Consider the following 24,192-nt stretch of genomic DNA (forward strand, 5'->3'; position numbering starts at 1 on the left):
ACTTTTCGTCTTCACCGAGTTCCCCCCGCCGTCGGTAGCGCGCTGCCCAGCAGCGGCACCGCGAGTCCCGGCATGCCGCGCAGCACGACGTCCAAGCCGACGTGTGGGCCGTCGGGCGTGTCCTGAAAGGTGCGATCGAGCCGATCGAGCAGTTCGGTCAGATCCGCGTGCGAGCGGTCCGGGTCGGGCACGGTGCGAGCCAGTTGCGTCAGCAGCACGGTGAGGCTGTCGGCGTACCCGCCGAGTTGTCCGTTCGCGGTACCCAGCACTCGGCTGATGAGCGGAAACAGCTGATCGACCACCAGCGAGACGCCGACGTCGAAATGCGCACGATCATTGCGCAGCACGTCGATGTGATAGATGTTCGCGATGAGCTTCACGAAGCCGGAGCCGAACTGGGCGACGCCGTTGAAGAACGCGGAGTACTGCTCGATGAGGAACGAGGCCGGATAGCGCTGCGTGTCGGCGATCGCCGTGCTCACCCCGACCATCGCCTGCACCAGCGGCGCGAAAGCTTTTATGTCCGAACCGATCTGGTTGAGCACCTCGGTCAGCTGCGGGGTCAGTACGGTCAAGGTGGTCTGCGACAGTGACCGCAGCAGGGTGCCCATGGTGGCGTCGTCGACGCGGTCCGGCGCGGTGAGATCGACGATCGCACCGTCACGCAGCGGGCTGCCGCCGTCGCCGCGTCGCAGCACGACCTCGCTGATCCCGAACAGGTTCGACGGCGCGTATTCGACGTGGAGGCTGTCGCCGAGGCCGTACAGCTGCGAGCGATCCAGGACCAGGGTGATCAATTGGGTTCCACCCGTGGAACTTTCGACGTCGGCGATGTGCCCGACCGAGACTCCGTTCAAACGTACCCCGGCGCCGGAGACTACGCCGTCTCCGGTGCGGCTGGTGCGCAGTTGGATCCGTAACTCGTTGTCGCCGCGATGCGTGGACACACCGTTCCAGACGAAGGCCATGGCGACGACGACCACCAGGGTCAGCACCCCGGCGAGCAACGCGCCACGACGCGTGGTGCGCACTCCGGACAATCCGTAGGCAGGCATCGCGCTCACCCCGAGAACGTGATCGACGAGTTGATACCCCACAGCACGATCGTCAGCAGCATGTCGAGGGTGATGATGGCGATGAAGCTGGCCCGTACCGCACGACCGCTCGCGACCCCCACCCCTTCGGGGCCGCCCGTGGCGAAAAACCCTTGGTAACAATGGATCAGGATGACCACGACACTGAACACCAGCATCTTCACAGTGGCCGCGATGATGTCGTGCAGGTTGACGAATTGATAGAAGTAGTGGTCGTAGATCCCGCTGGATTGGCCGTGTACGACCAGTACGACCGCAGCGCAGGAGAAGTAGCTCAGCAGCAGTGTCACCAGAAAGGTCGGCACCACGGTGATCGCGCCGGCGAGCACACGCGTGGTGACGACGAACGGAATGGAGCGCAGACCGAGGGATTCGAGTGCATCGATCTCCTCCGAGATCCGCATGGACCCGATCTCGGCCGTCATCCGGCAACCCGCCTGCGCTGCGAAACCCACCGCGGCCGCGATCGGCGCGAGCTCACGGGTATTGGCGAAAGCCGAGACCACACCGGTCATCGGCCCGAGCCCGACCAGGTTCAAGGCCATGTACCCCTGGATGCCGACACCGCCGCCGATGGCCAGGCCGAGGATCATCAGCACCGGGACCGTGCCGCCGCCGACGATCACCGAACCACGGCCCCAGGTCATATCGGTGATCATGCGCATGGTCTGCGCCCGGTAGCGGTGCAGGGTGACCGGGATCGAGACGAAGGCCTCCCAGACGAACGCGACGGCGAACCCGACCGCCTCGAACGGTGCACGCAGGAGTGCCCGCCGGGTCAGGCGCCATGCCCAACCGAGCCCGAAAGGAGCGTAGGGCGCAGCCATCATGCCACCTTCGTCGGATAGAACATGGAAAGCAGCTGCGTCATACCGACATTGACCACCGCGATCGCCACGACCGAGAGCACCACCGAGGCGTTCACGCCATCGGCGACACCGCGCGGGCCGCCTCTGGCTTCCAGCCCGCGCTGGCAGCCGATGACCACCACCAGGAATCCGAACACCACGGCCTTGCCGATCGAGATCACCACATCGGTGAGTGTGGAGAACGCGCCGAACGTCGCCCAGTAGCTACCCGGCGTCACCTCCTGTACGCCGGTGGCGACCGCGTAACCGGCCAGCACGCCGACGAAGATGATCAGGATATTGAGCAGCGGCGCCACGAAGAGCATGGCGACCAGCCGGGGAATGACCAGCCGATGCACGGGGCTGATGCCCATCGTGCGCAACGCGTCGATCTCCTCACGGATGGTGCGCGCACCCAGATCGGCCGCGATGGTGGCCGTGCCCGCGCCACCCAGCAGCAACCCGGTGGCCAGCGGCGCACCCTGCTGAATAACCCCGAGCCCACCGGCCGCGCCGAACAGGGAATCCGCGCCCAACTGATGGATCAGGTTGCCCACCTGCACCGACACCACGACGCCGAACGGCACCGCCATGAGCACGGCCGGGATGGCCGTCACCGTGATCAGATACCACGACTGCTGCAGCGTCTCGCGCCATTGGAACTTGCCCGACAGCAGGTCCGTGATCGCGCCCCGCACCGCCTCGAACGCGAGCGCCACCAGGCGGCCCAGCGTCTCGACACTCGCCAGCACGGTGTCCGAGATATTTCGCCGGAGCACGATCGGGAGGGAATCACGTTTCGTGGCAGCCTTTTTCGCTGTCGGTGCATCAGTCATCGAATTCCTTCCCATCCCCGCACCGTCGAGCCGTATCGAGTCCGCCGGAAGGCCGCCAGCTCACGGTAACCACAGAATCGCCCGACCACCCGGCCGACACGGTCACTCCGGCACCGAATCGGGTTGGGCCGTGCTCATCACTGCCGCTCCATGACGGCATCGAGTTGCTCGCCGAGCGCTGTGTCCCAGCATGGCGGCGCACACGACACCCGAGGTGCGGTGGACCCTGTCTTCTGGCATCGGCTCCCCTTCCCAGTAGGTAGATACTAGAGATATTCGGATAGTCATGCAATCCACATCGATGCCGTGCTCACACGACGCGGATTATGAATGAGGCCATTGCCGCGCGGGCACAAATATCACTAGTATCCCAAGAAAGTCGCTATTTGTTCCGCCTCGGCGGTGACGAGGATGTGGAGACGGCAATGACCGAGAACCTGGACCCGCGAGAAGGTTCGCTCACAACCCGCCCGACGGCAGCGGATCGTGCGAGGGCGCTCCTGGATCCGGCACGCTGCCGCGGACTCGTTCCCCACGATGCCGGATATCTCCAGACCGCCGGTATCGAGATTCCCGCGACCAGGGGCTTCGGCCAGCAACTCATGCGCACCCGGTTCTATGCGGGCGTCTACCAGCTGGGCCGACCCATCGGTCTGCGAGTGGCCAGCGCCCTGCAGGCACCCGGACGCGATGAGGACCGCGCCCGGACGGCCCGATCACTGCGCCTGCGACCGGGGCACACAGTGCTCGATATCGCCTGTGGCCCAGGCAATTTCACTGGGACTTATGGCCACGCCGTCGGCCGGGACGGGCTGGCGATAGGGCTCGACGCCTCACATCCGATGCTCAGGCGCGCCGTCGCCGACAACCCCGGTCCGGCAGTGGCCTACCTCTCGGGCGACGCCGAGAACCTGCCCTTCCGCGATGGTGTCGCCGACGCGGTCAGCTGCCTGGCGGCGCTCTATCTGATCAACGAACCGTTCCGGGCCATCGAGGAAATGGCGCGAGTACTCGTACCCGGCGGGCGGATCGTGCTGCTCACCAGCCTCGCACCCGGCGGACGCCGCGATCGTCCGCATGTCATGGTCATGGAGAGGCTCAGCACCATGCGTATGTTCGGTCGCGACGAGATCACCGATTTCTTGCGCGCACTCGGTTTCGACGAGATCGAACAGGTGACCGCGGGCCTGGCCCAGACCGTCACCGCGACCAAGCGATGATCCGGTTGTGAACTGCCCCGGCGTGGATCGCAGCTCCTGCCCAGCCCCACATGACAGCATGCGGAATCGACCACGGCTCCGCGTTGCCCGCCACCCGATACTGCCCACCGGACAAGGACGGCTCACCGATGAGTTCCGATTCACTCACACCCGAACCAGCCCCTGAACCCACCGTCACGGCCCGCCGGTCGGTGTCCGTCTCGGTCTCGACGATGGCATGGGCCGGTGCCACCACCGCGCTCGGGCTGACCGCGATCGCCCTCGCGGGTTTCCTGGTCTCCGCGCGCAGCGAGATCTGCTCACGCGATGCCGCCGCGGCCGATACCAAGCACGCCGAGCAGGTCGCCACCGACTATGCGGTCGGCGCCGCGACGGTGAACTTCGCCGACTTCAACGCGTGGGTGGGCAAGCTCAAGGCCAATACGACTCCGGCGCTGGCGAACAAGTTCGACACCACCGCACCGAAACTGCAAGAGATCCTCACACCGCTCAAGTGGACCTCCACCGCGACACCGATCACCGCGAAGACGACCTCGGAATCGGGTGGGCTGTACAAGGTGAACGTGTTCGTGAACGTCACCTCGAGCAACGCCCAGAACCCCGACGGCGTGCAGACCACCGTCACCTACAACGTCGCGGTCGATCGCAATTCCGACTGGAAGATCACCGACGTGGGCGGCATGGACGGCGCACTGCCGGTCAAGTGAACGACTTCCCGGCCGGCCGTGTTCGGTCGGCCGGGACGATAGAGACACCCCCCCGCTCGCTCGCGCAAACCATTGGCGGGGAAGCGGCAGTGGATGATTCGGCCGCGAATCCGGCGGTCACCGTGTCGTCACGATCTTTCGAGCAGTCTGCCCGCTCGCTGCCTGGCACAGGCTTTGATCCTGAGCATCCCAACCGAATTCGCGTTCCACTCATTCCGGAGTGCCCAGAAGACGCGGGCGGAGCTGATCGAAGCCGTGGGTGCACACTCAGCCCTCCGTCCCGGGATCTCGGCAGACCTGTGAGCACACAACCGGCGAAGACTATTGCGATAGTCCCACTATCTGAATATGCTCTTTATTCAAGGCGGACCGATATTATTTTCGGCTCGCGATCGGGTTGATCACAAGGAGATTCTTCAATGTCGAAGGTCTACGGCCGTCAGGAGCCTTTCCTCGACAAGGTGCCTGCACCGTCACCCTCACCGCTGGGCCGGCTCGACCGGCTCGCGCTCGCGCTGACCGAGCCCGCCGCGATCCGACGCTGGTACGCGCTGGTCATCGCGATCTGTGTGGCGCTGATCGCCGTAACGATCCTGGTTCTGGTGTACGTCATGCCGGAGGGCTCGGACATCGCCGGGACCGTGGAGTTCTATCGGAAACACAACACCCTGCTGCGCGTGGTAGCGGCCGGGCTCGCGCTGATGTTCCTGCTCGGTGTGATCTGGTCGGCGGCGTTCATCAGCACACTGTGGGGTGCCGATACCAGCCCGAACCGGATCTATACCTGGACGGCGATCTTCAGCGAAATCCTCGTTCTCGGCTTGTTTTTCACCGAGTCCGGGATCTTCGCCGGAACCGTCCTGTTGTCGGGGCACTCCCCAGACTCGATCATCCATGCCCTGCATGTCACCGTACTCGTCTCGGCGGCACTGCTGGGCCCGGTGTGGGTTCCGTTCGCATGGGCGGCGCTGCTGATCTCCCGGCGTACCGGACTGTGCCCGCCGTGGTTCAACCGGCTCTGTGTCGTCGTGATCGTCATCGATCTGTGCACGGTCACGGGAGTTTTCACGCTGACCGGCCCCCTCAATGGTGAAAACGGGCTCGTCGGAGCCTTTGCGGGCGTCCTGAGTCCCGTCGTCTGGGTTGGCGGCGCCATCGCGTGGGAGGTCGTCGAATGGGCACGAGTCCGGGCGCTACCTCTCTGGGCCGCACCTGCGAGCAACTGATCGACGCTCCAACACAACCCGACCAACGTAGGAAGGTAGACCGAAATGACCGAGGGCATCCGACACCCGCAGTTCGAGGTGGCCGTGATCGGCGCCGGACCCGGCGGGATCGCCGCCGCGGCGAAACTCCGGATGGCCGGGATCGACGACATCGTCATTCTCGAACGCGCCGACGACGTCGGCGGTAGCTGGCACGAGAACCACTACCCGGGCATCGCGGTGGATGTGCCGTCGACCACCTACCAGTACTCCTTCGAACGAAACCCGAACTGGTCGCGCTTCTTCGCCTTCGGGCCGGAGGTGAAGAAATATCACGCGGACGTGGCGCGCAAGTATGGACTGTACGAGAAGACCCGCTTCGACAGCAATGTGGAGCGTGAGGTCTGGGACGACGAAACATGCTGCTGGACACTGCATCTCAACGACGGATCGACCGTGACCGCCCGCTTCGTGATCAGTGCGATCGGCTCGTTCGTGCGCCCCAAGGAAGACGTCGGCATTGCGGGCGCGAAGTCGTTTCGAGGTAAGGTTCAGCGCCCGACCTCCTGGGACGAGGACTACGACATGGCCGGCAAGGCGGTCGGCATCATCGGTACCGGAGCCAGTGCGGTACAGATCATTCCGGCGATCGCCCCCGAGGTCGGCACCCTCACGGTGTTCCAGCGCACCCCGGTCTGGTCGGTGCCGAAGCCGGACTTCGTGGTGCCCATGGCGATGAAGATGGCGCTGGGGATTCCCGGGGTCTCGGCGACGATCAACGGTGCGGCGTTCATCGCGGTCGATGTCCTGCTGCGGTTCGTCAGCAAGACCCCGATCAGGGCGTTCCGTCCGATCGCCGACAAGTTCGACGCCTGGCTGATCGCCGGATACGGCCGCTATGTGCGATGGGTGGTCAAGGACCCCGCCACGGCCGCCAAGTTGAGTCCCAACTTCGGTCTGCTCGCCAAACGCCCGACCATGTCGACCGGGTATCTGCCCGCCTACAACCGCGACAACGTCACGCTGATCACCGACCCGATCGAGAAGATCACCCCGACCGGGGTCAAGACCCGCGACGGCGTACTGCACAAGTTGGATGTGCTGATCCTGGCCACCGGATACGAGGTGTTCTCCGATCCGGAAACCTATCGGCCCGGAACCGTGGTGGGCCGCAACGGATTCGACCTCGCCGAGTTCTATCACGCCGAGGGTCTGCAGGCGTACCAGAGTGTCTCGGTGCCCGGCCTGCCGAATCGCTGGACGCTCGTCGGGCCCTACTCGTGGAGTGGCACCAGCTGGCACGCCTTCGTCGAAATGACCTCCGATCACGCCGTGCGCGCCATCACCGAGACTCGCCGACGCAAAGCTGCCGTTTGCGAGGTCCGCAAGGAAGTCGCCGACGAGTACCACCGCGAGGTGCACAAGAAGGCCGAGGGCGTGCGCTACTACCTCACCGAGTTGAACGGGCACGTACCCACCTACTACCGCAACTCCCAGGGCGACAGCACCTATATCCGGCCGGCCAGCTTCTTCGAAGCCCGTCGACAGACCCGCAAGTTCCCGCTCGACGACTACCGCTACGAGCCCGCGCCGGTGGCTGGGGCCGGGCAGATCGACACGACGGCAGGCGATTCGACTCCTGCCGCCGCCGCCCGATAACCCGCCAGGACACCCAGACCTTCTCGAGGCCGGGTCGCCCGCGCCGAGTGACAGCAAGAACGGAGCAAACATTGAGTTCGAACATTGTGGACAAGACCGCACCCGAGTCGCTACCCGAATTCGAGGCCGTGATCATCGGCGGCGGTGTGGGTGGCATCGCGGCCGGTTGCCAGTTGCGTCGCGCCGGGATCGACGATTTCGTCATCCTCGAGCGGCGTGACGATTTCAGCGGAACCTGGATCGCCAACACGTATCCCGGTGTCGCGCTGGATGTGCCGTCCACCTCCTACGAGTTCACCTTCGCGCCGAACCAGTGGTCGCGGGTCTTCGCCGAGGGCTCCGAGGTGCGCGAGTACCTCCAGCGCGTCGCGCGTGAGTACAACCTGTACGAGCGGGCACGCTTCGGCGTCTCAGTCGAACGGGAGGTGTGGGACGACGAAAAGGGCTATTGGACAGTGCATCTCGTCGGCGGGGGGACCGTGACGGCACGGTTCGCGCTGAGCGCGACGGGCTTTTTCCTGGAACCGCGCTCCAACGCGGGCATCCCGGATGCCGACAAGTTCACCGGAAAGCTCATGCACTCCGCGGGCTGGGATCACTCCTACGACTACCAGGGCAAGCAGGTCGCGGTCATCGGCACCGGCGCCAGCTCCATGCAGATCGTGCCCTCGATCGCCCCGAAGGTCGCGCATCTGGACGTCTACCAGCGCACGGCGACATGGTGTTTCCCCAAGCCGGACTTCGCATTCGGCGCGATCGGCCGACGACTCATGCGATCTCAGCGGTTCCACACCTTCGCCTACATGGCGAACTGGTACGTCTACCAAGCCGCCGTAGTCGGCGCGGAGAGGCTTCCCAAGCGTGCCGCCCTGGCCCTGGTGGAGGGTCTCGAAACCGTCCTGCGCGCCGCCTATCGCCTGTATCTGCGCTTCCAGGTCACCGATCGGGCAGCGCGCCGTGCACTGGTGCCGCGTCACGGGGTGATGGCCAACATGCCCACCTTCGGGCGCGGATTCCTGCAGACCTTCAGCCGCAGCAACGGGAACCTGGTGACCACGCCGATCGAGCGCTTCACCGAGAACGGTATCCGCACCGCCGACGGCGTCGAGCACCACTACGACATGATCGTGCTGGCCACCGGCTTCAACCCGGCATCCGAGCCCGAATCGTTCCCGACCGGAACGGTATTGGGCCGCGACGGCTTCGACCTGGGCGAGTTCTACCGCGCCAACGGCATGCAGGCCTATGCCGGTGTCACGATCCCCAAGATGCCCAACCGCTGGTTCCTCTACGGCCCGTACGGCTGGAACGGCGTGACCTGGGTGAGCATGATGGAGAACTCGGCCCTGCACATCGCCCGGGTGATCGCCGAGGCGAAGGCGAACGAGGTCGAGGTCGTGGAGGTCACGCCCGAAGCGCACGACGCCTGGCACCACACCATGACCAGCAGCCCGTCCACCGTGGTGGCTCAGGAGTACCTGGTCGAACGTCAGGTCAAGCGGCACAACGTACATAGCTACTTCTCCAACAGCCGGGGCGAGGCGCCGATCCTGCGGCCCTCCCTCGGATTCCGCGACTCGCTGTGGAACCACAGCGAAACCTTCGACCCCGCCAAGGACTACGCGTTCCGCTCCGCCGTGCCCACGCGCGAACGCGAAAGCACCGACGCGGCATGAAGATCCGGGCCACCAGGTGACCCGGGTGCGGTGCAGAACAGCTGCCGGGGTACGGAAACCGTTCCCCGGCACAGGAATACAGTCGATCGATTCGGAGTGAAGATGAGAATTCCTTTTATCGGCCCGGTGGCCCGCCAACAGGGGCGGGTCGTGCTGGTGACCGGAGCCGGCAGCGGTATCGGCCGTGCGATCTGTCTGCGGCAAGCCGCGGCGGGCGACATCGTGATCGCGACGGACGTCGACCTGTCGGCCGCCGAGCAGACGGTCAAGCTCGCGCAGGGCTCGTGCCACGCTTTGGCACTGGACGTGCGTGAGCCGCAGCAGTGGCAGCAGGTGCTCGACGAGGTCGTGTTCCGGTTCGGCGTGCCCTCGGTCCTGATCAACAACGCGGGCATCGCGCTGGGCGGCGCGTTCATGGACCAGTCCATCCAGGACTGGGAGAAGATCATGTCGATCAACGTGTACGGCGTCATCCACGGCTGCAAGATCGTCGGCGCGAAGATGGTGGACAGCGGCCGCCCGGGCCATATCGTGGTGATCGCCTCCGGGGCCGCCTGGACACCGAACCGGGTCGCGCCGTCCTACTCGACCTCCAAGGCCGCGGCGCTGATGATCGCCGAATCACTGCGAACGGAGCTGGCGCCGAAGAACATCGGAGTCAGCGCGGTCTGCCCGGGTGTCACCCGCACGAAGCTGGCGGCGAACGCCACCCTGATCACCACCGATTCCTCCGCGATCGATCAGGTGCGGTCCCAGTTCGCCGAAGCGCAGTCGCGCTACAGCTTCGCAACGCCCGATATGGTGGCCCGCGCGGTGCAGCTGGCCATCCGGTTCAATCTCGCCATCGTGCCGGTGAACTTCGATGCCTCACTGGCCTGGTTCCTGCACCGGCTCTCGCCGGGCCTGATGCGCCTGATCTGCTCGATACCCACCATGAGCCGCGCGGAAAGCGCCGCGAAGGTCGCCGCCGAACGCGTCCCAGCGGCCGTAGCCTTCCATCGCGACTAGCGGTTCGCCCGAAGCCGAGGCGTCAGGTCAGCGCGGAGGCCTCGGACACGCCGATGGATTCGCCGAGACGCCGCAGCCAGAACTCGACGGTCGCGATGAGGACGCTGGTGGAACGGTCGTTCGGGGTCATCTCGGTCATATGGCCGACCGCGAGTCCGATCGCTGTCCCGAGCACGCCTTGCACCGCGTCCTCGAGCACTTCCTGGCTGTGGGTCGCGCCCTCGGGCAGATGATCGAGCAGCAGAACTCGTCCGGCCTCGACGAATCGCTGGCACGCCTCGACCGCGGCCGCGCGCTGATCACGGTCACGCACCACGCTGATGCCGAACTCGGCCGCCAGGATCAAGGCATCGTTCTCGGCAATGAGCTGCGTGTCCCACCAGTTCGCAACAGCCGCGAGCCGCTGTTCGAGCGACCCGTCGGTACTCGCGATCGCGGTGGCCAAGCGAGAGAGTTTCTGGCTGCCCCAGCCGCGCAACACCTCGAGGCCCAGGTCTTCCTTGCGATCGAAATTGCTGTAGACCGCGCCGATCGTCCGCCCCGCCTCCGCCGCGATCGCCGCCAGTGACGTCGCGTGGTAGCCGTTGGCGTAGAACAGCCGCTCAGCGGCCTCGATCAGTTCTTCCCGCGTCAGCGCCTGGCTTTCGGCTCGGGTCAGCACCTTACGAGCGGCCACTGGTTCCTCCGTTGTCGAGTACCGTCAAGCAAATATGGAACGCACCGGTATTGGCAATTCCAGGTACTGACATTATCCAGATTTAGGCAAACGACCAAAGTGACGGCACCGACGGCGACCATTTTCCGGTCCCCCGGTGAGCCCGCTGCGCCGGATTCAGCATGACGCTATGCGGTGGCCCGCGCAGCGAGCACCTGTCCGATGCTGGTGACCGGCGGATCGCCGTAGAGCCATTCCCGCGCGATGCGGTGCCAGTTGCCGGTGACCACGAGCTGCCCCAGCACGCCGAAGGTCATGAAGTCGGCTCGGCGTGAGAACACGTGCTCCGGTGGCAGCATCTGATGGCGCATGGCGCGGAACTCGCTCGCACGTGGGTCGATGGCCGATACCAGTGCGCCGGTAGCCAATTCGGAGGTGATGGTGATCTCTTCGTCGGCGAGGTTCCACGCCGAGGCCGCCCAGATGTATTCCAGGCATTCGGCGGGCTCCACCTCGGCCGCGGGATCGATGATGCCCCGCCCTGCCAGCAGCGCGTGCAGGTCTTCGGCACGCCGTTCACACGCGGCGCGGGCGACCTGGCGCTCGAATTCGATGTCGGCGGCATCCATCCGGTTGTAGAGACCGAAGTCGATGAACCCGACTCGCCCGTCCGCTGCCAGCAAGATATTGCCAGGATGCGGGTCGCCGCAGAACTCGCCACGTTCGAACAGCGAGCCGAGATAGAAGCGATAGATCAGCTCGCCGATGTGGTCGCGCTGGGCGTCGGGGAGAGTCTTCATGTGGGAGAACGGTTTCGAATCCAGATACTCCGTCACCAGGATCCGATCGCGGCAGTGCTCGAGCACGCTGTCGGGCACCACGATGAACGGATGTCCGCGGTATTGCTCGGCGACCAGATGCTGGACATGAGCTTCCTGCCGATAATCGAGTTCGGATTCGAGGTTCTTGCGCACTTCCTCGATCACCCCGCCCCCGTTGAGCGCCGGCCACATCGACGTCCACAGCTTCGCGAACAGGGCCAGATTGCGCAGGTCCGACTGGATCGCCTTCTCGACTCCCGGATACTGCACCTTGACCGCGACCTGGCGGCCGTCCCTGAGCACGGCGCGATACACCTGTCCGATCGAGGCGGCGGCAATCGGTTCCTCATCGAAATCCCGGAATACCGTTGACAGCGAACCGTATTCGGCCTCGAGCTCACCTCGCATCGTCGCGAACGGCAGCACCTGGACCTGATCCTGCAGCACCGCGAGTTTGGCGCGAAAGCGCTCTCGATGCGACTCGGGTACCAGTTCGAGATCGAGCACCGACAGCATCTGGCCCAGCTTCATGGCCGCGCCCTTCATGCTGCCGAGCACATCGACGAGTTGCTCGGCGGCATCGAGAGTGGAGCGTTGGGCCAGCACTTCCCTGGCGCGTTCGGAACGGCCGATCATCGACAGCCGGGCAGTCGCGCCCCGGGCGGCCTGCCCGGCCGCCAGCATGCCGAGTTTGCGCCCCCGCGCTACTCGGCCCTTCGGAATGCGCTTGACCATCGTGATCTCCCCTATCGTCCGGCTAGCCGGCAGCCGACTCCGGCAACGCGATCGCGGTCAGCCGACGCCAAGAAGTCTGCCGTCGTTCGGTTGTCGCGACCTGTTCGAGGGCCACGGTATCCGACAGGTGACCGGTAGCCACGAGTGCCCGCACCGCGCCGTCGGAGCAGTAGCCCAGTACGTCGAGCAGTTCCGCACTCGCCCCGCCCTCGGCGATCAGCGCACAGATGCGGGAAAGCTCTTGCTCGTCACGGGATTCGAACAGCACGTTGCTCAACGGGCCCGCGAACTCGGCGTCGATGCGACCCAGCAGGGACAGCAGCGCCACCAGCGTTTCCTGCCCGCCGGCGACCGCGGCGTCGACCAACCGGTGCTGCCGTTCGGTTCCGGCCACTCGCAGGATCTTGTTGAGCACCTCCGTCCGCGACACCATCGCCCCGGTGAGCAGGATCGCCGCATCGTCCTGGACGTGGCGTTCGAACTCGCGGATGAGCTCGTCAGTGGCGTACTCGACGAATCGAGCAGCGGTGAGGTAGTCCCGGCGGCGCAACAGTTCGTCCGCTGCCGGAACCAGAAGCCGGAACGGAAGCTTCGGCGCGAAGAACGGAATCACCCGCGGGTCGACGTACGGTGCCGCATCAGCCAGATACGACGGTGTGAGCCGCCCGAGCAGGCTCGCGGCGCGGTGCTGGTGATCCATGCCGATCGCGCCACCGGCTCGGCCCGCCACCTCGGGCGGTACGGCCTTGACCGCCACCGTCGCCGCCAACGCGTCGGGAACCAGCGGGGCGAGCTTGCTGACCCGCGCGAATACCGAAGCCATAGCATCGAACAGCGCGGCGGACAGCGCCTTGTGCAACCGATCCAGCACCGATACGTCGAGTCGTTCGAGACTGCGCAACCGCTCGGGTTCGACGTCGAGCAGCTGTGCCAGGATCCGGATCTGCGCACGGGTTACCAAGTCTGCCATGTCGTCTCACTTTCCGAACAGAATCGAGCGGGCGGGAATCCGCACGAAGCGCGGCAGCACCTTCAGGGTCTGGTCGATCGAGGAGTCGAGACTGCGCCGCTGGGCGGTCTGAGCCCGCCGCAGCAGACTCAGCAGTTGCTCCGCTTCCTCGGGAGTCAGGTTCTCCACCACGTCCCCGGCGTCTCCCAGCGCGGCGCGCAGTGCTGCTCGATGGTCTGTCATCGCGGCACGTCCCCCTTCTTGATGTCGGCCCTTTTCGGGTCTGTCGAATACACCGTGGATTTCGATCGGGCGCTCGGGTCAGGCCGACGTCTTCTGCGACCACGCGGCCGATTCGGCGACGGCCGCGCGGGCGAGCGCGTCTCGCATGAAGACGCCGATCTCCGCGATCGCATCGCGAGCATCCGGCAGTACATCGGCCGCGACCTGGAACACGTGCACAGCGTCCTCCCAGATCTGCACGGTGAGCGGAGCCCCGGCCTCGGCGTAGCGCCGGGCCAGCAGTTCGGTATCGGCGAGCAGCACCTCGCCGGAGCCGACCTGGATCAAAGCCGGTGGCATTCCGGCGAAGTCGTGGCTGACCGGGGACCATCGCGGGTCGAGCCGGCCATCGACGGCGATGCCCCACTGGGTCGGCATAGCGAACACGGCGCCGCGCAGCATGGCCTCGGTATGGTCGTTGGGATGCTGCTGTTTGCCGGTCGCGTCGTAGTCGGCCCAGGGCGCGATCGCCACGAGCGCGGACGGCATGGGCAGGCCACGGTCCCGCGCGGCCAGCGCGAGCGAGAACGCCAGGCCGCCACCGGCGGAGTCGCCGGCAACGATGATGCGCTCGGAGGGAACGCCCTGATCGAGTAGATGCCGGTAGGCGGTGATGCAATCCTCGACGGTCTCGGTGACGTGGGCCTCCGGGATCTGGCGATAGTCGACGTTGAGCAGCGGCACACCCGCCGCGGCCGCGATGCGGGCTACCAAGCGGCGATGGGTGTTGAGCCCGCATGAGACCAGGCCCCCACCATGCAGGTAGAGGATCGCGGCCGGCTTCCGCATCTGGGCCAGGTCCTGGACGGTGCGCGGAACCACCCACTCGGCACGGAAGTGCTCGAACCGCACCGGCGTCAGCCGGGTGCCGCGCGGCGGGCGCAGCGGCGCGATGATCGGGTCGAAACGGTTCGTCACGAACAGCATTTGCGCGGGGGTGAGCCAGCCCCGTTCGTTGACATGGACGCTCAGTTCGAAGAAGCGGCGCAGCGTCGCGTAGGACAGCGCATGAACGGCTCGCTGCCGTCGGCTCGCACGGCGCGGCAACTCGGCCATGATCGTCGGTCCGGGTACGGCGATCGCGTCGTTGCTGATCATCCGAGGCTCCTCACTTCCGACCCAATCAAATACAATCGTTATTCACATAGTAGTATTATCCAAAAAATGGTCGTCGTCAACAGAACGGAAACGACGGTGGCACAGTACAAGGAGGTCGACAGATAGTGGCTGGTCGAAAAGTACTGACTCGCACCCAAAGCCAGGCCCAGACCCGAGAAGATCTGCTCGACGCCGCCGAGCGACTGTTCTTCGCACAAGGATGTCACGCCACCTCGATCACAACGATCGCCGCTGAGGCCGGACGCACCATCGGCGCGCTCTACAGCAACTTCGACAACAAGGAGGCGCTGTGCCTCGAGGTGATCCAGCGCGCGCTGTCTCGGGAGCTGGCGAAGCTGACACCCGCGCTCATGGCGGCGCCGGAGGACGATCAGGAGCGGTTGGCGGTGCTCTCGAACTGGTGGGCGCGCTCCTCCAGCAACACCGCACTGCTCACCCTCGGAGCGGAATACCTGATCACGGTATTCCGGCACGGGGCGCAGCGCGGGACCACTGCCCAGACGCTCGAGCGAATCATCGCATCCGGCCGAATCCTGTTGGAGGAGTTCATTCCCGGGGATATTCCGCGATCCGGGCCGCGCGTGGACGCCGCCGTGCGCGCGATCGCGGCCACGGGCGCGGGGCTGTCCATCGGCAGCGCATCGGGCATCGTCACCGCGGAGGAATCCGCCGAGTTGTTGAGCGACACCATCAGCCTGTGGATTCAACGGCTCCGCGATTCCGTCTCGCGGAGCGCGCCTGCCGACGCATGAATCCGCGTCTGTGGACGGAGAAACGAGGCGCGGCCGGCGCCGGGTGGAATCCGCGAAAACCCGGCGCCGACTGCGCAATCCGCCGTCGCACGTAGGTGATTCACCGGAACCCCGCGACTGGTGAATCGTCACTGCTCGTTCAGGCTGCGCCTCGTCGGCCCAGGCGGATGCGAGGGCGAAACCCACTCATACGGAAGCCAGAGCGCGGTCGCTGGTCTCGACCGCGGCCATACTGCGCGCGTATCGATAATGGTCGAGCGGGAAATGCTTGTTGCCCCACCACATTTCGAGATGCGTGCTGGGGCGGATCGCCGCCGCGTCGCCCTGGTAGTTCACGTAGTAGGTGTTGGAACCCTCACACGCGTCCGACAGCCACAGCGTCTTCTCCGCCCGCTGCCGATACTTGTCGTAGTACGCGTCGTGCGCCTGCTGCTTGATCTCGATCCGCGTCGCGCCCCGGCGGCGGGATTCGCCGATCGCGCGGGCGGCATGGCGACTCGTGCATTCGATCATCGCGAGGTAGCTGCCCGCGGCGAACCCGTACGGGCCGGTGATCATGAAGAAGTTCGGGAACCCCGGCACCGAAACACCCTGGTACGCCTGGAATTTGTGCTCATCCCAGAAGCCGTTGAGATCCGTGCCGCCGACGCCGCGGGTCGGGAAGGGCGGCGTCGTGCCCTTGCCCATGACCTTGAAACCGGTGGCGCACACCAGCACATCGATCTCGTGCTCGATACCGTCCTCGGTCATCACGCCGTTCTCGGTGATCTTGGTGATCGGCGTGGTCACCAGCTGCACGTGCGGCTGGGTGAAGGTCTTCAGATAGCGGTTGGACACCGACGGGCGCTTGCAGCCCGGCGCGTAGTGCGGGGTCAGCTGTTCGGCGAGTTCGGGCTCCCCTCGGAGCCAGGCTCGATACCCGGCTGCGCCGCCCCGCTCGAGGGCCTGCGCCAGGAACGGCACCCGATCGTGGAACACGCCGATACCGGTGAGGCCGAAGTCGATTCCGACAGTGACCGCGGCACGCACCGCACGCCGCAGCGGTGACACGTTCAGCAATACCGATCGGACCGCGGGCGGAATCGGAAAGTCCGGCTTGGGCGCGACCCAGATGGGCGTGCGCTGAAAGACCGTCAGATTCCGGGCGATATCGGCCATCTCCGGGATCAGCTGCAGCGCGGTGGCACCGGTTCCGATGACCGCGATCCGCTTGCCCGCGTAGTCGAAGTCGTGATCCCACCGCGCGGTGTGGACGATCTTGCCGCCGTAGCTGTCGAAGCCGGGGATATCGGGCAGTGACGGCACCTCCAGCGCGCCGATCGCGCCGATGACGTACCTCGCTACCAGGATGTCGCCGCCGACCAGCTCCACGCGCCACACATTGTGCCGTTCATCCCAATCCGCTGCGGCCACGGCGGTATTCAGCCGGATACGCGAACGCAGCTCGAAGGAGTCCACCACCTGTTCGGCATACTGCTGCACCTCCGCGCCGGGAGCGAACATGCGCGTCCACTTCTTGGGCGGCTCATAAGAAAAGCTGTAGTAGATCGACGGAATGTCCACGGCCACACCGGGATAGGTATTGGCCCACCAGGTGCCGCCGATGCCGTCGTTCTTGTCGATGATCAGAAAGTCTTCGATGCCCGCCTTGCGCAGCTGGACCGCGGCGCCGATACCGCCGAAACCGGCTCCGATGATGAGCACTTCGTGGTCGATGGGCACGCTCATGCGGTGACCTTGCCTTTCGAAAGCCGATCCAGCAGAGGTTTGCCGACGGCGAGGAGTTTCTCGGCCCGGTCGAAGGACAGGACCGAGGGGACGACGCGGGCCAGCGTCGGCGAGAGCCGGATCAGCCCGTAGATGAACCATGCTTCGGGATTGACGGGCACGACGGCCCAGTTGTTGCGCACCGACCGTTCGATGACGCGGGCGACCTTGTCGGGTCCGGCGTAGGCCAGGCCGGTCTGAGCGGCGTCGGCCTGAGCTCGCCACTTCTCCTGCTCCTCGGCGCTGAGGCCGTTGCGCTCGCCGTGCGCGAGCAGGTTGGTGCGAATGACGCCCGGGCAGATGGCGGTGACGCCGATGCCGTGGGGGCGCAACTCCACGCGCAGCGATTGGGTGGCCATGAGAACCGCGGCCTTCGCGACGCCGTAGGCGGGTTCGAGTTCCGAGGGCAGGAAGGCCGCGCCCGAGGAGATGTTGACGATATGCCCGCGCACACCGGCGTCGATCATCTGGCGCGCGAAGGCGCGTGACCCGTAGATCACGCTCATCAGGTCGATGTCGACCAGCCGCTGCCACTGCGCCACCGTGGTGTCCACGAAACCACCGAGATCCATGATGCCGGCGTTGTTGACCAGTACATCCGCGCTGCCGAACTCGGCGCCGATCCAGCGTGCGAACTGTTCCCACTCGTGTTCGTGTCGCACGTCGAGCCGGTAGGCGATCGCCTCGCCGCCGTCGGCCTTGATCTGTTCCACGGTCGCTTCCGCGCCCGCTTCGTCGATGTCGGCGACGACGACACGATGATCCTTGCGCGCGAAGAGTTTCGCGGTCTCGCGGCCGATACCCGAACCGGCGCCGGTGATGATGACGGTCTTCACAGTACGGCCCCCAATGCCTTGCCCGTGATCTCGATTGCCTTGTCCACCAAGGGCATTCGTACAACGCCGCTCAATCCGCGGACGGTGGCGGGAGAAAGCCTGCTGGCGTACCACAGCGCCCACGCCTCGGTACCGACGGGAACGGTCGAGAGGTTCCACCGCACGGCGCGTTCGATGGCCGCCGCGACGCGTTCCGGGGAGCGGAACAGCCGGCGCTGACCGGCGGCCAGGCTGTCGGACCACGCAGTGCTGCCGGCGTCGCCGACACCGCCCCGGGTTCCATTGGCCGCCAGGTTGGTCCGGACGAAGCCGGGACAGACGACGCTCACGCCGATCTTCCGCCGGCCGAATTCCGCGCGCAGCGCTTGCGAGGCGAACCACACCCCGGCTTTGGCGGTCACATACGAGGGGGCGACACCGGTGGGCAGGAACGCCCCGGCCGAGGCCACGTTGACGATGTGCCCGCGCTTTCCCGCCTCCGCCATACGCTGCACAAAGATGCGCGAGCCGAATATCGGGCTCATCATGTTGACCTGGATCATCCGCCGCCAGTCGTCGCCGGTCTGCTCCAGGAAGCCGCCGCCGATCAGGATGCCCGCGTTGTTGACCACCACGTCCGGCACTCCGAACTCGCCGCAGACCCAGGATGCGAAATGCTCCCAGTCCTCGGGGTCCGCGACATCCAGACGACGGAACACGGCATTGCCGCCCGCGGCCCGGATCAGATCGACGGTCTCGTTGCCGGTCGTGGCGTTGATATCGGACACGATCACCGTGGAGCCACGGCGCGCGAACCGCTGTGCGGTCGCGCGGCCGATCCCGCTTCCGGCGCCGCTCACCACTGTCACCTCCACTCGAACCTCCCGGTCCGAGTGCTGGCGCTGCCTGGATGGGCCATCGTCGACTCCCTTGTCGCGTGCTCGAGCTAATTCATTCAGATAGTAGCGTTACGTGAATATTGCTGCAATCCTAGTCCTTCGAGTATCCACAAATCGATACAAATGATCTGGAGGACATATGGCCACACCAATCGAGACTTTGGCGACGCAACCGCACAACGTACGCCGAGACCCGGATCCTCGGAATAGCGATCCACAGACGACAGTCGGGACGGAGACCGCCTCGGAGCACACCGTCCGGGTCGAATTGGTCAATCGCGCCAGTGTGCGGATGCGGGTGGCGCACTCGGTGTTGAAGGCAACGATCCGTCCCTTCGTCGATCGGTACTTCGCCTTGGCCGAGAACGGCCCGTTGCGCGGGGCACGGGCATTCCGACTGGCGAACTTCGCTGAAATCCTTGCCGTGCCGTTGATTCCACCGCGCGGGACACTGCGGCGATCGGTGTCGTTCGGCCGGTTCCGCGCCGAATGGCTCTGGCACCGTGACGATCCGGGCCCGGACGCCACCGGCCGCGGCGCGATCCTGTACCTCCATGGCGGTGCCTTCACCGCGGGGGGACTGCACAGCCATCGTCGGCTCGCCGCGCGCATCGCCCGCGCCAGCGGGGTAGCGCTGCTGAATGTGGACTACCGCCAACTGCCCAAAGGTCATTTGCTCGACAGCATCGACGACGCGGTCACCGCCTACGAACATCTACTCGCGCAAGGGTTTCCACCGCAGCGGATCGCTTTCGCGGGCGACTCCGCGGGTGGCGGATTGGCCTTCGCGGCCGCACTCGCGGTGCGCGAACGCGGCCTTCCGATGCCGGCCGCGATCGCCGCGATCGCTCCGTACGCCGACTTCGATCCCGCGACCCGCGCTGCGCATCCCAATAACGAGCGCGACGCTGTGCTCTCGGCGTACAGCCTATCGGTGCCGCCCTCGGTCGGATTCGCAGGAGACGGCCGAATCGATCCGCGATGGTCGCCGGTGAACCACGAGTTCACCGGCATGCCGCCCGCCCTGATCCAGGTCGGCAACACCGAGGTGCTTCTGTCCGATACCGAACTGCTCGCCACTCGCCATGCGGCCGCCGCGGTGCCTTTGACCGTTCAGATCTGGGACAACGCCATCCACGTGTTCCAGGCCGGCGCCGATCTACTGCCCGAGGCGCGCGCGGCGATCGCCGAGATCGGCGCCTTCGTGCGCGGCATTCTCGAAGCGGGCGGTCAGGCCGCAGCGGAGTCGACGCGGACTCTCGACCGAGGACCAGCATGACTCGGATCGTCGGCGTCCTCGGCGCGGGCGTGGTCGGCGGGACCTTGGCCAGAAAGCTCTTCGACGCGGGATATGAAGTCCGCGTGGCCAATTCGGGACCACCCGAGGCGCTGTGAAGAACCTTCAGGCCCTATCCGGGCATCGTCCCGGTACGCAGCGAGGAGGCGGCGCACGAGGTCGATCTGGTCATCCTCTGCGTCCCTTATCGCGCGATCCCCGTACTTGCCGACACGACATTCACGCGGACCGAAGGGCCACCGGTGATCGACGCCGGCAACTATCGACCCCGCCGGGACAGCCCCTTGCCGGGCCTGAAGCCCGGCGGAATCGACAGCCTGTGGGTGCGGCATCGTCTCGACCGCACCGTGTACAAGGCGTTCAACACCATTCACCCGTTCGCGCTGGAGCGCGGCGGACGCAGCGCCGGCCGGTCGGGCCGCATCGCGCTACCGGTGTCCGGAACGGCGGGTACATGGAAAGGCGAGATTCTCTGGCTCGTCGAGCAATTGGGCTGCTGCGCGGTCGACGCGGGAGAACTGCACGACTCGTGGCGTCAGCAACCCGAGATGCCCGCATACCAGGCCGACTTCGACCGAGCCGGGCTGCGGCGCGCGCTGACACAGGCAACCCTGGACCGCCGGCCGGTACTCGAACCGCGTACACACGAGGACCTTGACGCGCTCGCTCGGCGGTGGTCACCCTCGTCTCAGCTCTACGAGGCCGCACGAGTGGCGCTACCCGCGGCGATCGCGCCGACTCAGCGACTGCGCGCCTAGAGCCGCTCACTCGACGCCGCCGAACTGGCCGACTTCTTGAACCGCAACCTGAATCCGGTCGGCAGGCGCTCGTGGCCGGCAAACAGATTCTCTGCCGGATCTATGCAGCGGCATCGGTGCCCTTCGTCAATGTCGGTGGATTGTGCAGCATTCCCACGCGCCCGACGGACCTCCGCGCCACCGCGGTCATGGACGGGATCATGATGGGCCACGCGGTGCTAGATGCCCAGCCCGGCAGGGTGCGGCCCCAACTCAGACCGACCGGGCGATCGCGACCCCGTTCGCATTGCCCGGCTCGCACAATGCACCTGACGGGAACGTCGTGCTCCCTGCCACACCAGCCTGCCGCAATTGCCGATCGTGCGGACCCGCACGCCCCGCAACAGGCCCTCAAGGCACTCGGCTCGGCCCAGCGGCCGCTCGGACCACCGGCGAACCGTTGGGTGAGCGCGCGCGACCTGCGCCGGTCGATTCAGAGCGGCGAGCCCTATCGGATACGCTCACTGGTCGGATTCGGACCCAAATGCCAAGTGGCGGCGCCCCTTCGCAATGGGACGCGCTGAAATCCAACGTCGGATTCCCGGTGGTTCTCTGTTGATCGACCACCGATCAGTGGGTAACCACCGGAATGGCGGGACGGGAACGCAATCCATGCCACCCAGCGGCCCACGCGAAAGCGGGATCACCGCAAGTGGAATCGGAAGAACATGCCCAAACCGTTCTGCTTCCAGCGGCGGATCATTCCCGGGGTGGGGAGCCAGAAGGTGTCGGGTCGGGGGATGCGGTCGCGGGTGAGGCCGACGAGGCCGAAGCGGTGCAGGTTTCGAGCCAGCGGGATGAGCGGGAAGTCGGGCTGGTAGCTGTAGTCCAGTCGGCCGCGGCCGAGCAGTTCGGTGATGAGGTGCGACATCTGCTCGGGCGAGCGTGTGATTCCCTTGATCTCGGGGTGTTCGCGCTGCCAGCGTTCGGCGATCTCCTGCGACGCGAAGAAGCTGTTGTAGTCGCACCATCCCACGACGCGGTCCGGCATTTCGCGCATGGGGTATCCCGAGGTGGACACGCAGAGTCGCGGGCTGGTAGCCCACCAGGACGCCGTCTCGTCCGACCAGGCGTACGGGCTGTTTGGTCTGTCGGCACACCGACTCCACGACCACCTCCGATCCAGGGAACTGACCCGAGATGGCGCAGGCTTCGACGGCGCATTCGGCGAACCACCGTTGCCGACCGTCGACGGTGACGCGGTAGTGGTTCTCGAAGGTCGCGAACGGGCGCGCGTAGACGAGTTCGCCCACTGCCGGCTGTGGACGGATCAGCGGTTCGCCTTGAAACGTCAGGCTTTCCGCGTGCTCGTGATCTTGGCGAGCGATACAGATCGCGCCTTCCAGATCGCGGAGATCCGATGACAGCTCCGCGTCCGACAGCGCGAACTCTTCGCGCAACTCCGCGATGCTCGGAGCGGTTCCCTGTTGTCTGACCTGGTCCATGATGCGCTGGCGGATCGTGCGGGCGCGGTGGGAAAGTTCTGCCATCACTGTCTCCGGTCGGTCGGGCGAACGCTGGTGGGGTTGCGGCGTAGCCGATTTCAGGTTCCGGGGAAGCCGGGCGGCAGTGGCTGGAAGTCGGCCTTGAATTTCGGGCCCGGGGACAGGCCGCGCAGGATGGCGCTGGTCCAGGCCACGGCCGGGAACCAGCCGGTGATCGCGTTGACCACGTGCTCGGGCGCGGGAACGGTGTAGAAGCGCAGATCCGCGCCGCGGTTCCAGTAGTCGTTGACCGTCGGGAGGGCTTCCGAGGGTGGCAGCACTTCGTCCCACATGCCGTGCCACCAGAGGATGGGGATGTCCGGGATGGTTTTGCCGAGGCTGTTCTCGCGCAACACCTTGACCGCTTCGGGGAAGTCGTCGAGGCTCTTGCCGGGTTGGAAGTATTCACCGATCGGGCGGTAGAAGCCGGTGAGCGCGATGGTGGCGTAGCAGCGGCTCGAGACGTCCTTGACGAGCTGCTGGCCTTCGGTGGTCAGCATGTCCGCGAGGGGGAACGCTTCGGGGTATTCACGGGAGAAGCCCGCGAATCCGAGCCACATGGTGAAGTTCCCGATCCCGGCCAGGCCGGGTTGTTTCACCATGGCGTAATCGACCTGGCGTGTCAGGTCCGCGGGCACTCCGCCCGCCGCGACGCCCAGCAAGCGCACATCCGGGGCGTAGCTCGCACGCAGTTCGGCGGCGCGCATGGATCCCGATCCGCCGCCGGAATACCCGTAGAGGGCGATACCGGAATCGGACAGGCCCAGGGTGGGGTCGTTCTTCATCGCCCGCAGGCTGTCGAGGACCATTTTGCCTTCGGCGAACGTGACGAAGGTGTTGAACTTGCCGTCGAAGTCGGGGATGTTGATCGCGAAGCCCTGTTCGAGCCAATACTGCAGTAGCGCTGACTCTTTCATCGTGCCGACCTGCAAGGTGTGCGAGGGGTTGCACGAGGAGTCGGTGGAATCGATCGCCTCTTGAAAGGACACCACCGGGCGCGGGCTTCCGATCCACGGGATTCCCGGGACGATGACGCTGGTCGCGGTGACGATCGGGTTGTCGTGCACATCGTTGGAGCGAAAGAGCAGCTGTTTGGTGTACACCGGGAACGGAATTCCCAGCAGCCGAGTCTGCACCTCGCGACTACGCACGATCTGGCCGGGCGCGTAATCGCCGAGATCGGCCGGATCGTCGTACCACGGATCCTGCGCAGGTGTCGGGATCGGCAGCTGAGCGTAAATCGAAGGCTCGGAAGGCAATTGCGGGAGCTGATTCTGATCCGACGGGAAGGTCGGCGGGAAGTCCGGAGACGCCGACCCGATACCGGCGGCGGCGCACAGCAGGACCATCCCTGAGACTGCCGCGCATGCTGTCCGGCGAATGGCTGTCGATCCCATGGTTCCTCCCGTGCGTCATCGCGCGTGGATGGCGGGCCCGCTGCTGCGATCAGCGGTTGCGTTGTCGATCGGAGCAACGGGCCCGAGCGTGTTGATGGGTTGGTCAGTGCCGGCAGAGCCAGTCGGTGCCGTAGTGCCCGGCGTTGCCGCCGTCGAGGTGCACCCAGTGC

22 protein-coding genes and 1 pseudogene are annotated in these 24,192 nt (G+C 65.8%); 10 read left to right on the forward strand and 13 right to left on the reverse strand.

Translation table 11 applies throughout. From position 1 onward, the window contains the following. Positions 1 to 11 precede the first annotated feature (11 nt). From D7D52_RS33715 to D7D52_RS33725, 3 genes are read right to left on the reverse strand one after another with little or no spacing between them, the layout of a single operon-like run. Positions 12 to 1,064 carry an MlaD family protein gene (locus D7D52_RS33715; protein ID WP_425464589.1) on the reverse strand — a complete coding sequence of 351 codons (1,053 nt, stop codon included), beginning with the start codon at positions 1,062 to 1,064 and terminating at the stop codon, positions 12 to 14. Further along, positions 1,061 to 1,924, reverse strand: coding sequence for an ABC transporter permease (locus D7D52_RS33720; protein ID WP_120742938.1), 864 nt, complete (start codon positions 1,922 to 1,924; stop codon positions 1,061 to 1,063). The genes D7D52_RS33715 and D7D52_RS33720 overlap by 4 nt, the downstream gene beginning before the upstream one ends. Then, positions 1,921 to 2,778 carry an MlaE family ABC transporter permease gene (locus tag D7D52_RS33725; protein WP_120742940.1) on the reverse strand — a complete coding sequence of 286 codons (858 nt, stop codon included), beginning with the start codon at positions 2,776 to 2,778 and terminating at the stop codon, positions 1,921 to 1,923. Before D7D52_RS33725 ends, D7D52_RS33720 begins: the two co-directional genes overlap by 4 nt. A gap of 326 nt (positions 2,779 to 3,104) precedes the next feature. Here D7D52_RS33725 and D7D52_RS33730 point away from each other — a divergent pair, with 326 nt between their 5' ends. The 6 genes from D7D52_RS33730 (at position 3,105) to D7D52_RS33755 (ending at position 10,253) form a co-directional block, all read left to right on the forward strand. Further along, a complete protein-coding gene (locus tag D7D52_RS33730; RefSeq protein ID WP_246023494.1) occupies positions 3,105 to 3,998 on the forward strand; it encodes a class I SAM-dependent methyltransferase in 894 nt (297 codons plus the stop codon). A gap of 212 nt (positions 3,999 to 4,210) precedes the next feature. Next, positions 4,211 to 4,705, forward strand: a complete 495-nt coding sequence (locus tag D7D52_RS33735; protein ID WP_246023495.1) for a hypothetical protein — start codon at positions 4,211 to 4,213, stop codon at positions 4,703 to 4,705. 419 nt (positions 4,706 to 5,124) lie between these two features. After that, a complete protein-coding gene (locus D7D52_RS33740) occupies positions 5,125 to 5,931 on the forward strand; it encodes a hypothetical protein (RefSeq protein ID WP_120742946.1) in 807 nt (268 codons plus the stop codon). Positions 5,932 to 5,976: 45 nt separating this feature from the next. Continuing rightward, positions 5,977 to 7,569 (forward strand): flavin-containing monooxygenase, encoded by a 1,593-nt coding sequence (locus tag D7D52_RS33745; RefSeq protein ID WP_120742948.1) that lies wholly within the window; start codon positions 5,977 to 5,979, stop codon positions 7,567 to 7,569. Positions 7,570 to 7,640: 71 nt separating this feature from the next. Beyond that, the gene (locus D7D52_RS33750; protein ID WP_162958734.1) at positions 7,641 to 9,245 is read left to right on the forward strand and encodes a flavin-containing monooxygenase; all 1,605 of its coding nucleotides are present in this window, start codon (positions 7,641 to 7,643) and stop codon (positions 9,243 to 9,245) included. 102 nt (positions 9,246 to 9,347) lie between these two features. Further along, on the forward strand, positions 9,348 to 10,253 hold the full coding sequence (locus D7D52_RS33755) for an SDR family NAD(P)-dependent oxidoreductase (RefSeq protein ID WP_162958735.1): 906 nt from the start codon (positions 9,348 to 9,350) through the stop codon (positions 10,251 to 10,253). A gap of 22 nt (positions 10,254 to 10,275) precedes the next feature. On the opposite strand, the gene D7D52_RS33760 is transcribed toward D7D52_RS33755, so the two are convergent. From D7D52_RS33760 to D7D52_RS33780, 5 genes are all read right to left on the reverse strand, one after another. After that, entirely contained in the window at positions 10,276 to 10,929 is a 654-nt protein-coding gene (locus tag D7D52_RS33760) for a TetR/AcrR family transcriptional regulator (protein WP_120742954.1), read from the reverse strand. Between the two features lie 167 nt (positions 10,930 to 11,096). Beyond that, entirely contained in the window at positions 11,097 to 12,464 is a 1,368-nt protein-coding gene (locus D7D52_RS33765; protein WP_120742956.1) for an ABC1 kinase family protein, read from the reverse strand. A gap of 22 nt (positions 12,465 to 12,486) precedes the next feature. Continuing rightward, positions 12,487 to 13,434, reverse strand: a complete 948-nt coding sequence (locus D7D52_RS33770) for a hypothetical protein (protein ID WP_120742958.1) — start codon at positions 13,432 to 13,434, stop codon at positions 12,487 to 12,489. A gap of 6 nt (positions 13,435 to 13,440) precedes the next feature. After that, positions 13,441 to 13,656, reverse strand: a complete 216-nt coding sequence (locus D7D52_RS33775) for a hypothetical protein (protein WP_120742960.1) — start codon at positions 13,654 to 13,656, stop codon at positions 13,441 to 13,443. A 78-nt stretch (positions 13,657 to 13,734) separates the two neighbouring features. Continuing rightward, on the reverse strand, positions 13,735 to 14,793 hold the full coding sequence (locus D7D52_RS33780) for an alpha/beta hydrolase (RefSeq protein ID WP_120742962.1): 1,059 nt from the start codon (positions 14,791 to 14,793) through the stop codon (positions 13,735 to 13,737). 125 nt (positions 14,794 to 14,918) lie between these two features. On the opposite strand from D7D52_RS33780, the gene D7D52_RS33785 reads away from it, so the two are divergent. Then, a complete protein-coding gene (locus D7D52_RS33785) occupies positions 14,919 to 15,566 on the forward strand; it encodes a TetR/AcrR family transcriptional regulator (RefSeq protein ID WP_246023496.1) in 648 nt (215 codons plus the stop codon). A gap of 186 nt (positions 15,567 to 15,752) precedes the next feature. Here D7D52_RS33785 and D7D52_RS33790 read toward each other — a convergent pair whose 3' ends face one another. Genes D7D52_RS33790 through D7D52_RS33800 form a run of 3 tightly spaced genes read right to left on the reverse strand, consistent with a single transcriptional unit; the run spans position 15,753 to position 19,023 of the window. Next, positions 15,753 to 17,294, reverse strand: a complete 1,542-nt coding sequence (locus D7D52_RS33790; protein WP_120742966.1) for a flavin-containing monooxygenase — start codon at positions 17,292 to 17,294, stop codon at positions 15,753 to 15,755. Further along, a complete protein-coding gene (locus D7D52_RS33795; RefSeq protein ID WP_120742968.1) occupies positions 17,291 to 18,169 on the reverse strand; it encodes an SDR family NAD(P)-dependent oxidoreductase in 879 nt (292 codons plus the stop codon). Before D7D52_RS33795 ends, D7D52_RS33790 begins: the two co-directional genes overlap by 4 nt. Then, complete coding sequence (locus tag D7D52_RS33800; protein ID WP_120742970.1) at positions 18,166 to 19,023, reverse strand: SDR family NAD(P)-dependent oxidoreductase; 858 nt, start codon at positions 19,021 to 19,023, stop codon at positions 18,166 to 18,168. The genes D7D52_RS33795 and D7D52_RS33800 overlap by 4 nt, the downstream gene beginning before the upstream one ends. A 316-nt stretch (positions 19,024 to 19,339) precedes the next feature. On the opposite strand from D7D52_RS33800, the gene D7D52_RS33805 reads away from it, so the two are divergent. The 3 genes from D7D52_RS33805 to D7D52_RS33810 all read left to right on the forward strand — a co-directional run bounded on the left by D7D52_RS33805 (position 19,340) and on the right by D7D52_RS33810 (position 21,102). After that, positions 19,340 to 20,326 carry an alpha/beta hydrolase gene (locus D7D52_RS33805; protein ID WP_425464701.1) on the forward strand — a complete coding sequence of 329 codons (987 nt, stop codon included), beginning with the start codon at positions 19,340 to 19,342 and terminating at the stop codon, positions 20,324 to 20,326. Next, positions 20,323 to 20,442 carry an NAD(P)-binding domain-containing protein gene (locus D7D52_RS38265; RefSeq protein ID WP_162958736.1) on the forward strand — a complete coding sequence of 40 codons (120 nt, stop codon included), beginning with the start codon at positions 20,323 to 20,325 and terminating at the stop codon, positions 20,440 to 20,442. Before D7D52_RS33805 ends, D7D52_RS38265 begins: the two co-directional genes overlap by 4 nt. A gap of 144 nt (positions 20,443 to 20,586) precedes the next feature. Continuing rightward, the gene (locus D7D52_RS33810) at positions 20,587 to 21,102 is read left to right on the forward strand and encodes an NAD(P)-binding domain-containing protein (protein WP_120742974.1); all 516 of its coding nucleotides are present in this window, start codon (positions 20,587 to 20,589) and stop codon (positions 21,100 to 21,102) included. Between the two features lie 682 nt (positions 21,103 to 21,784). Here the strand turns inward: D7D52_RS33810 and D7D52_RS40215 are convergent. Then, positions 21,785 to 22,631, reverse strand: a pseudogene (locus tag D7D52_RS40215) (alkylmercury lyase family protein). Positions 22,632 to 22,684: 53 nt separating this feature from the next. Next, positions 22,685 to 23,974 carry a lipase family protein gene (locus tag D7D52_RS33820; protein ID WP_246023499.1) on the reverse strand — a complete coding sequence of 430 codons (1,290 nt, stop codon included), beginning with the start codon at positions 23,972 to 23,974 and terminating at the stop codon, positions 22,685 to 22,687. Between the last annotated feature and the right edge of the window lie 218 nt (positions 23,975 to 24,192).

Origin of the sequence: Nocardia yunnanensis (assembly GCF_003626895.1) — a bacterium.
GTDB classification, from domain to species: Bacteria; Actinomycetota; Actinomycetes; order Mycobacteriales; family Mycobacteriaceae; genus Nocardia; species Nocardia yunnanensis.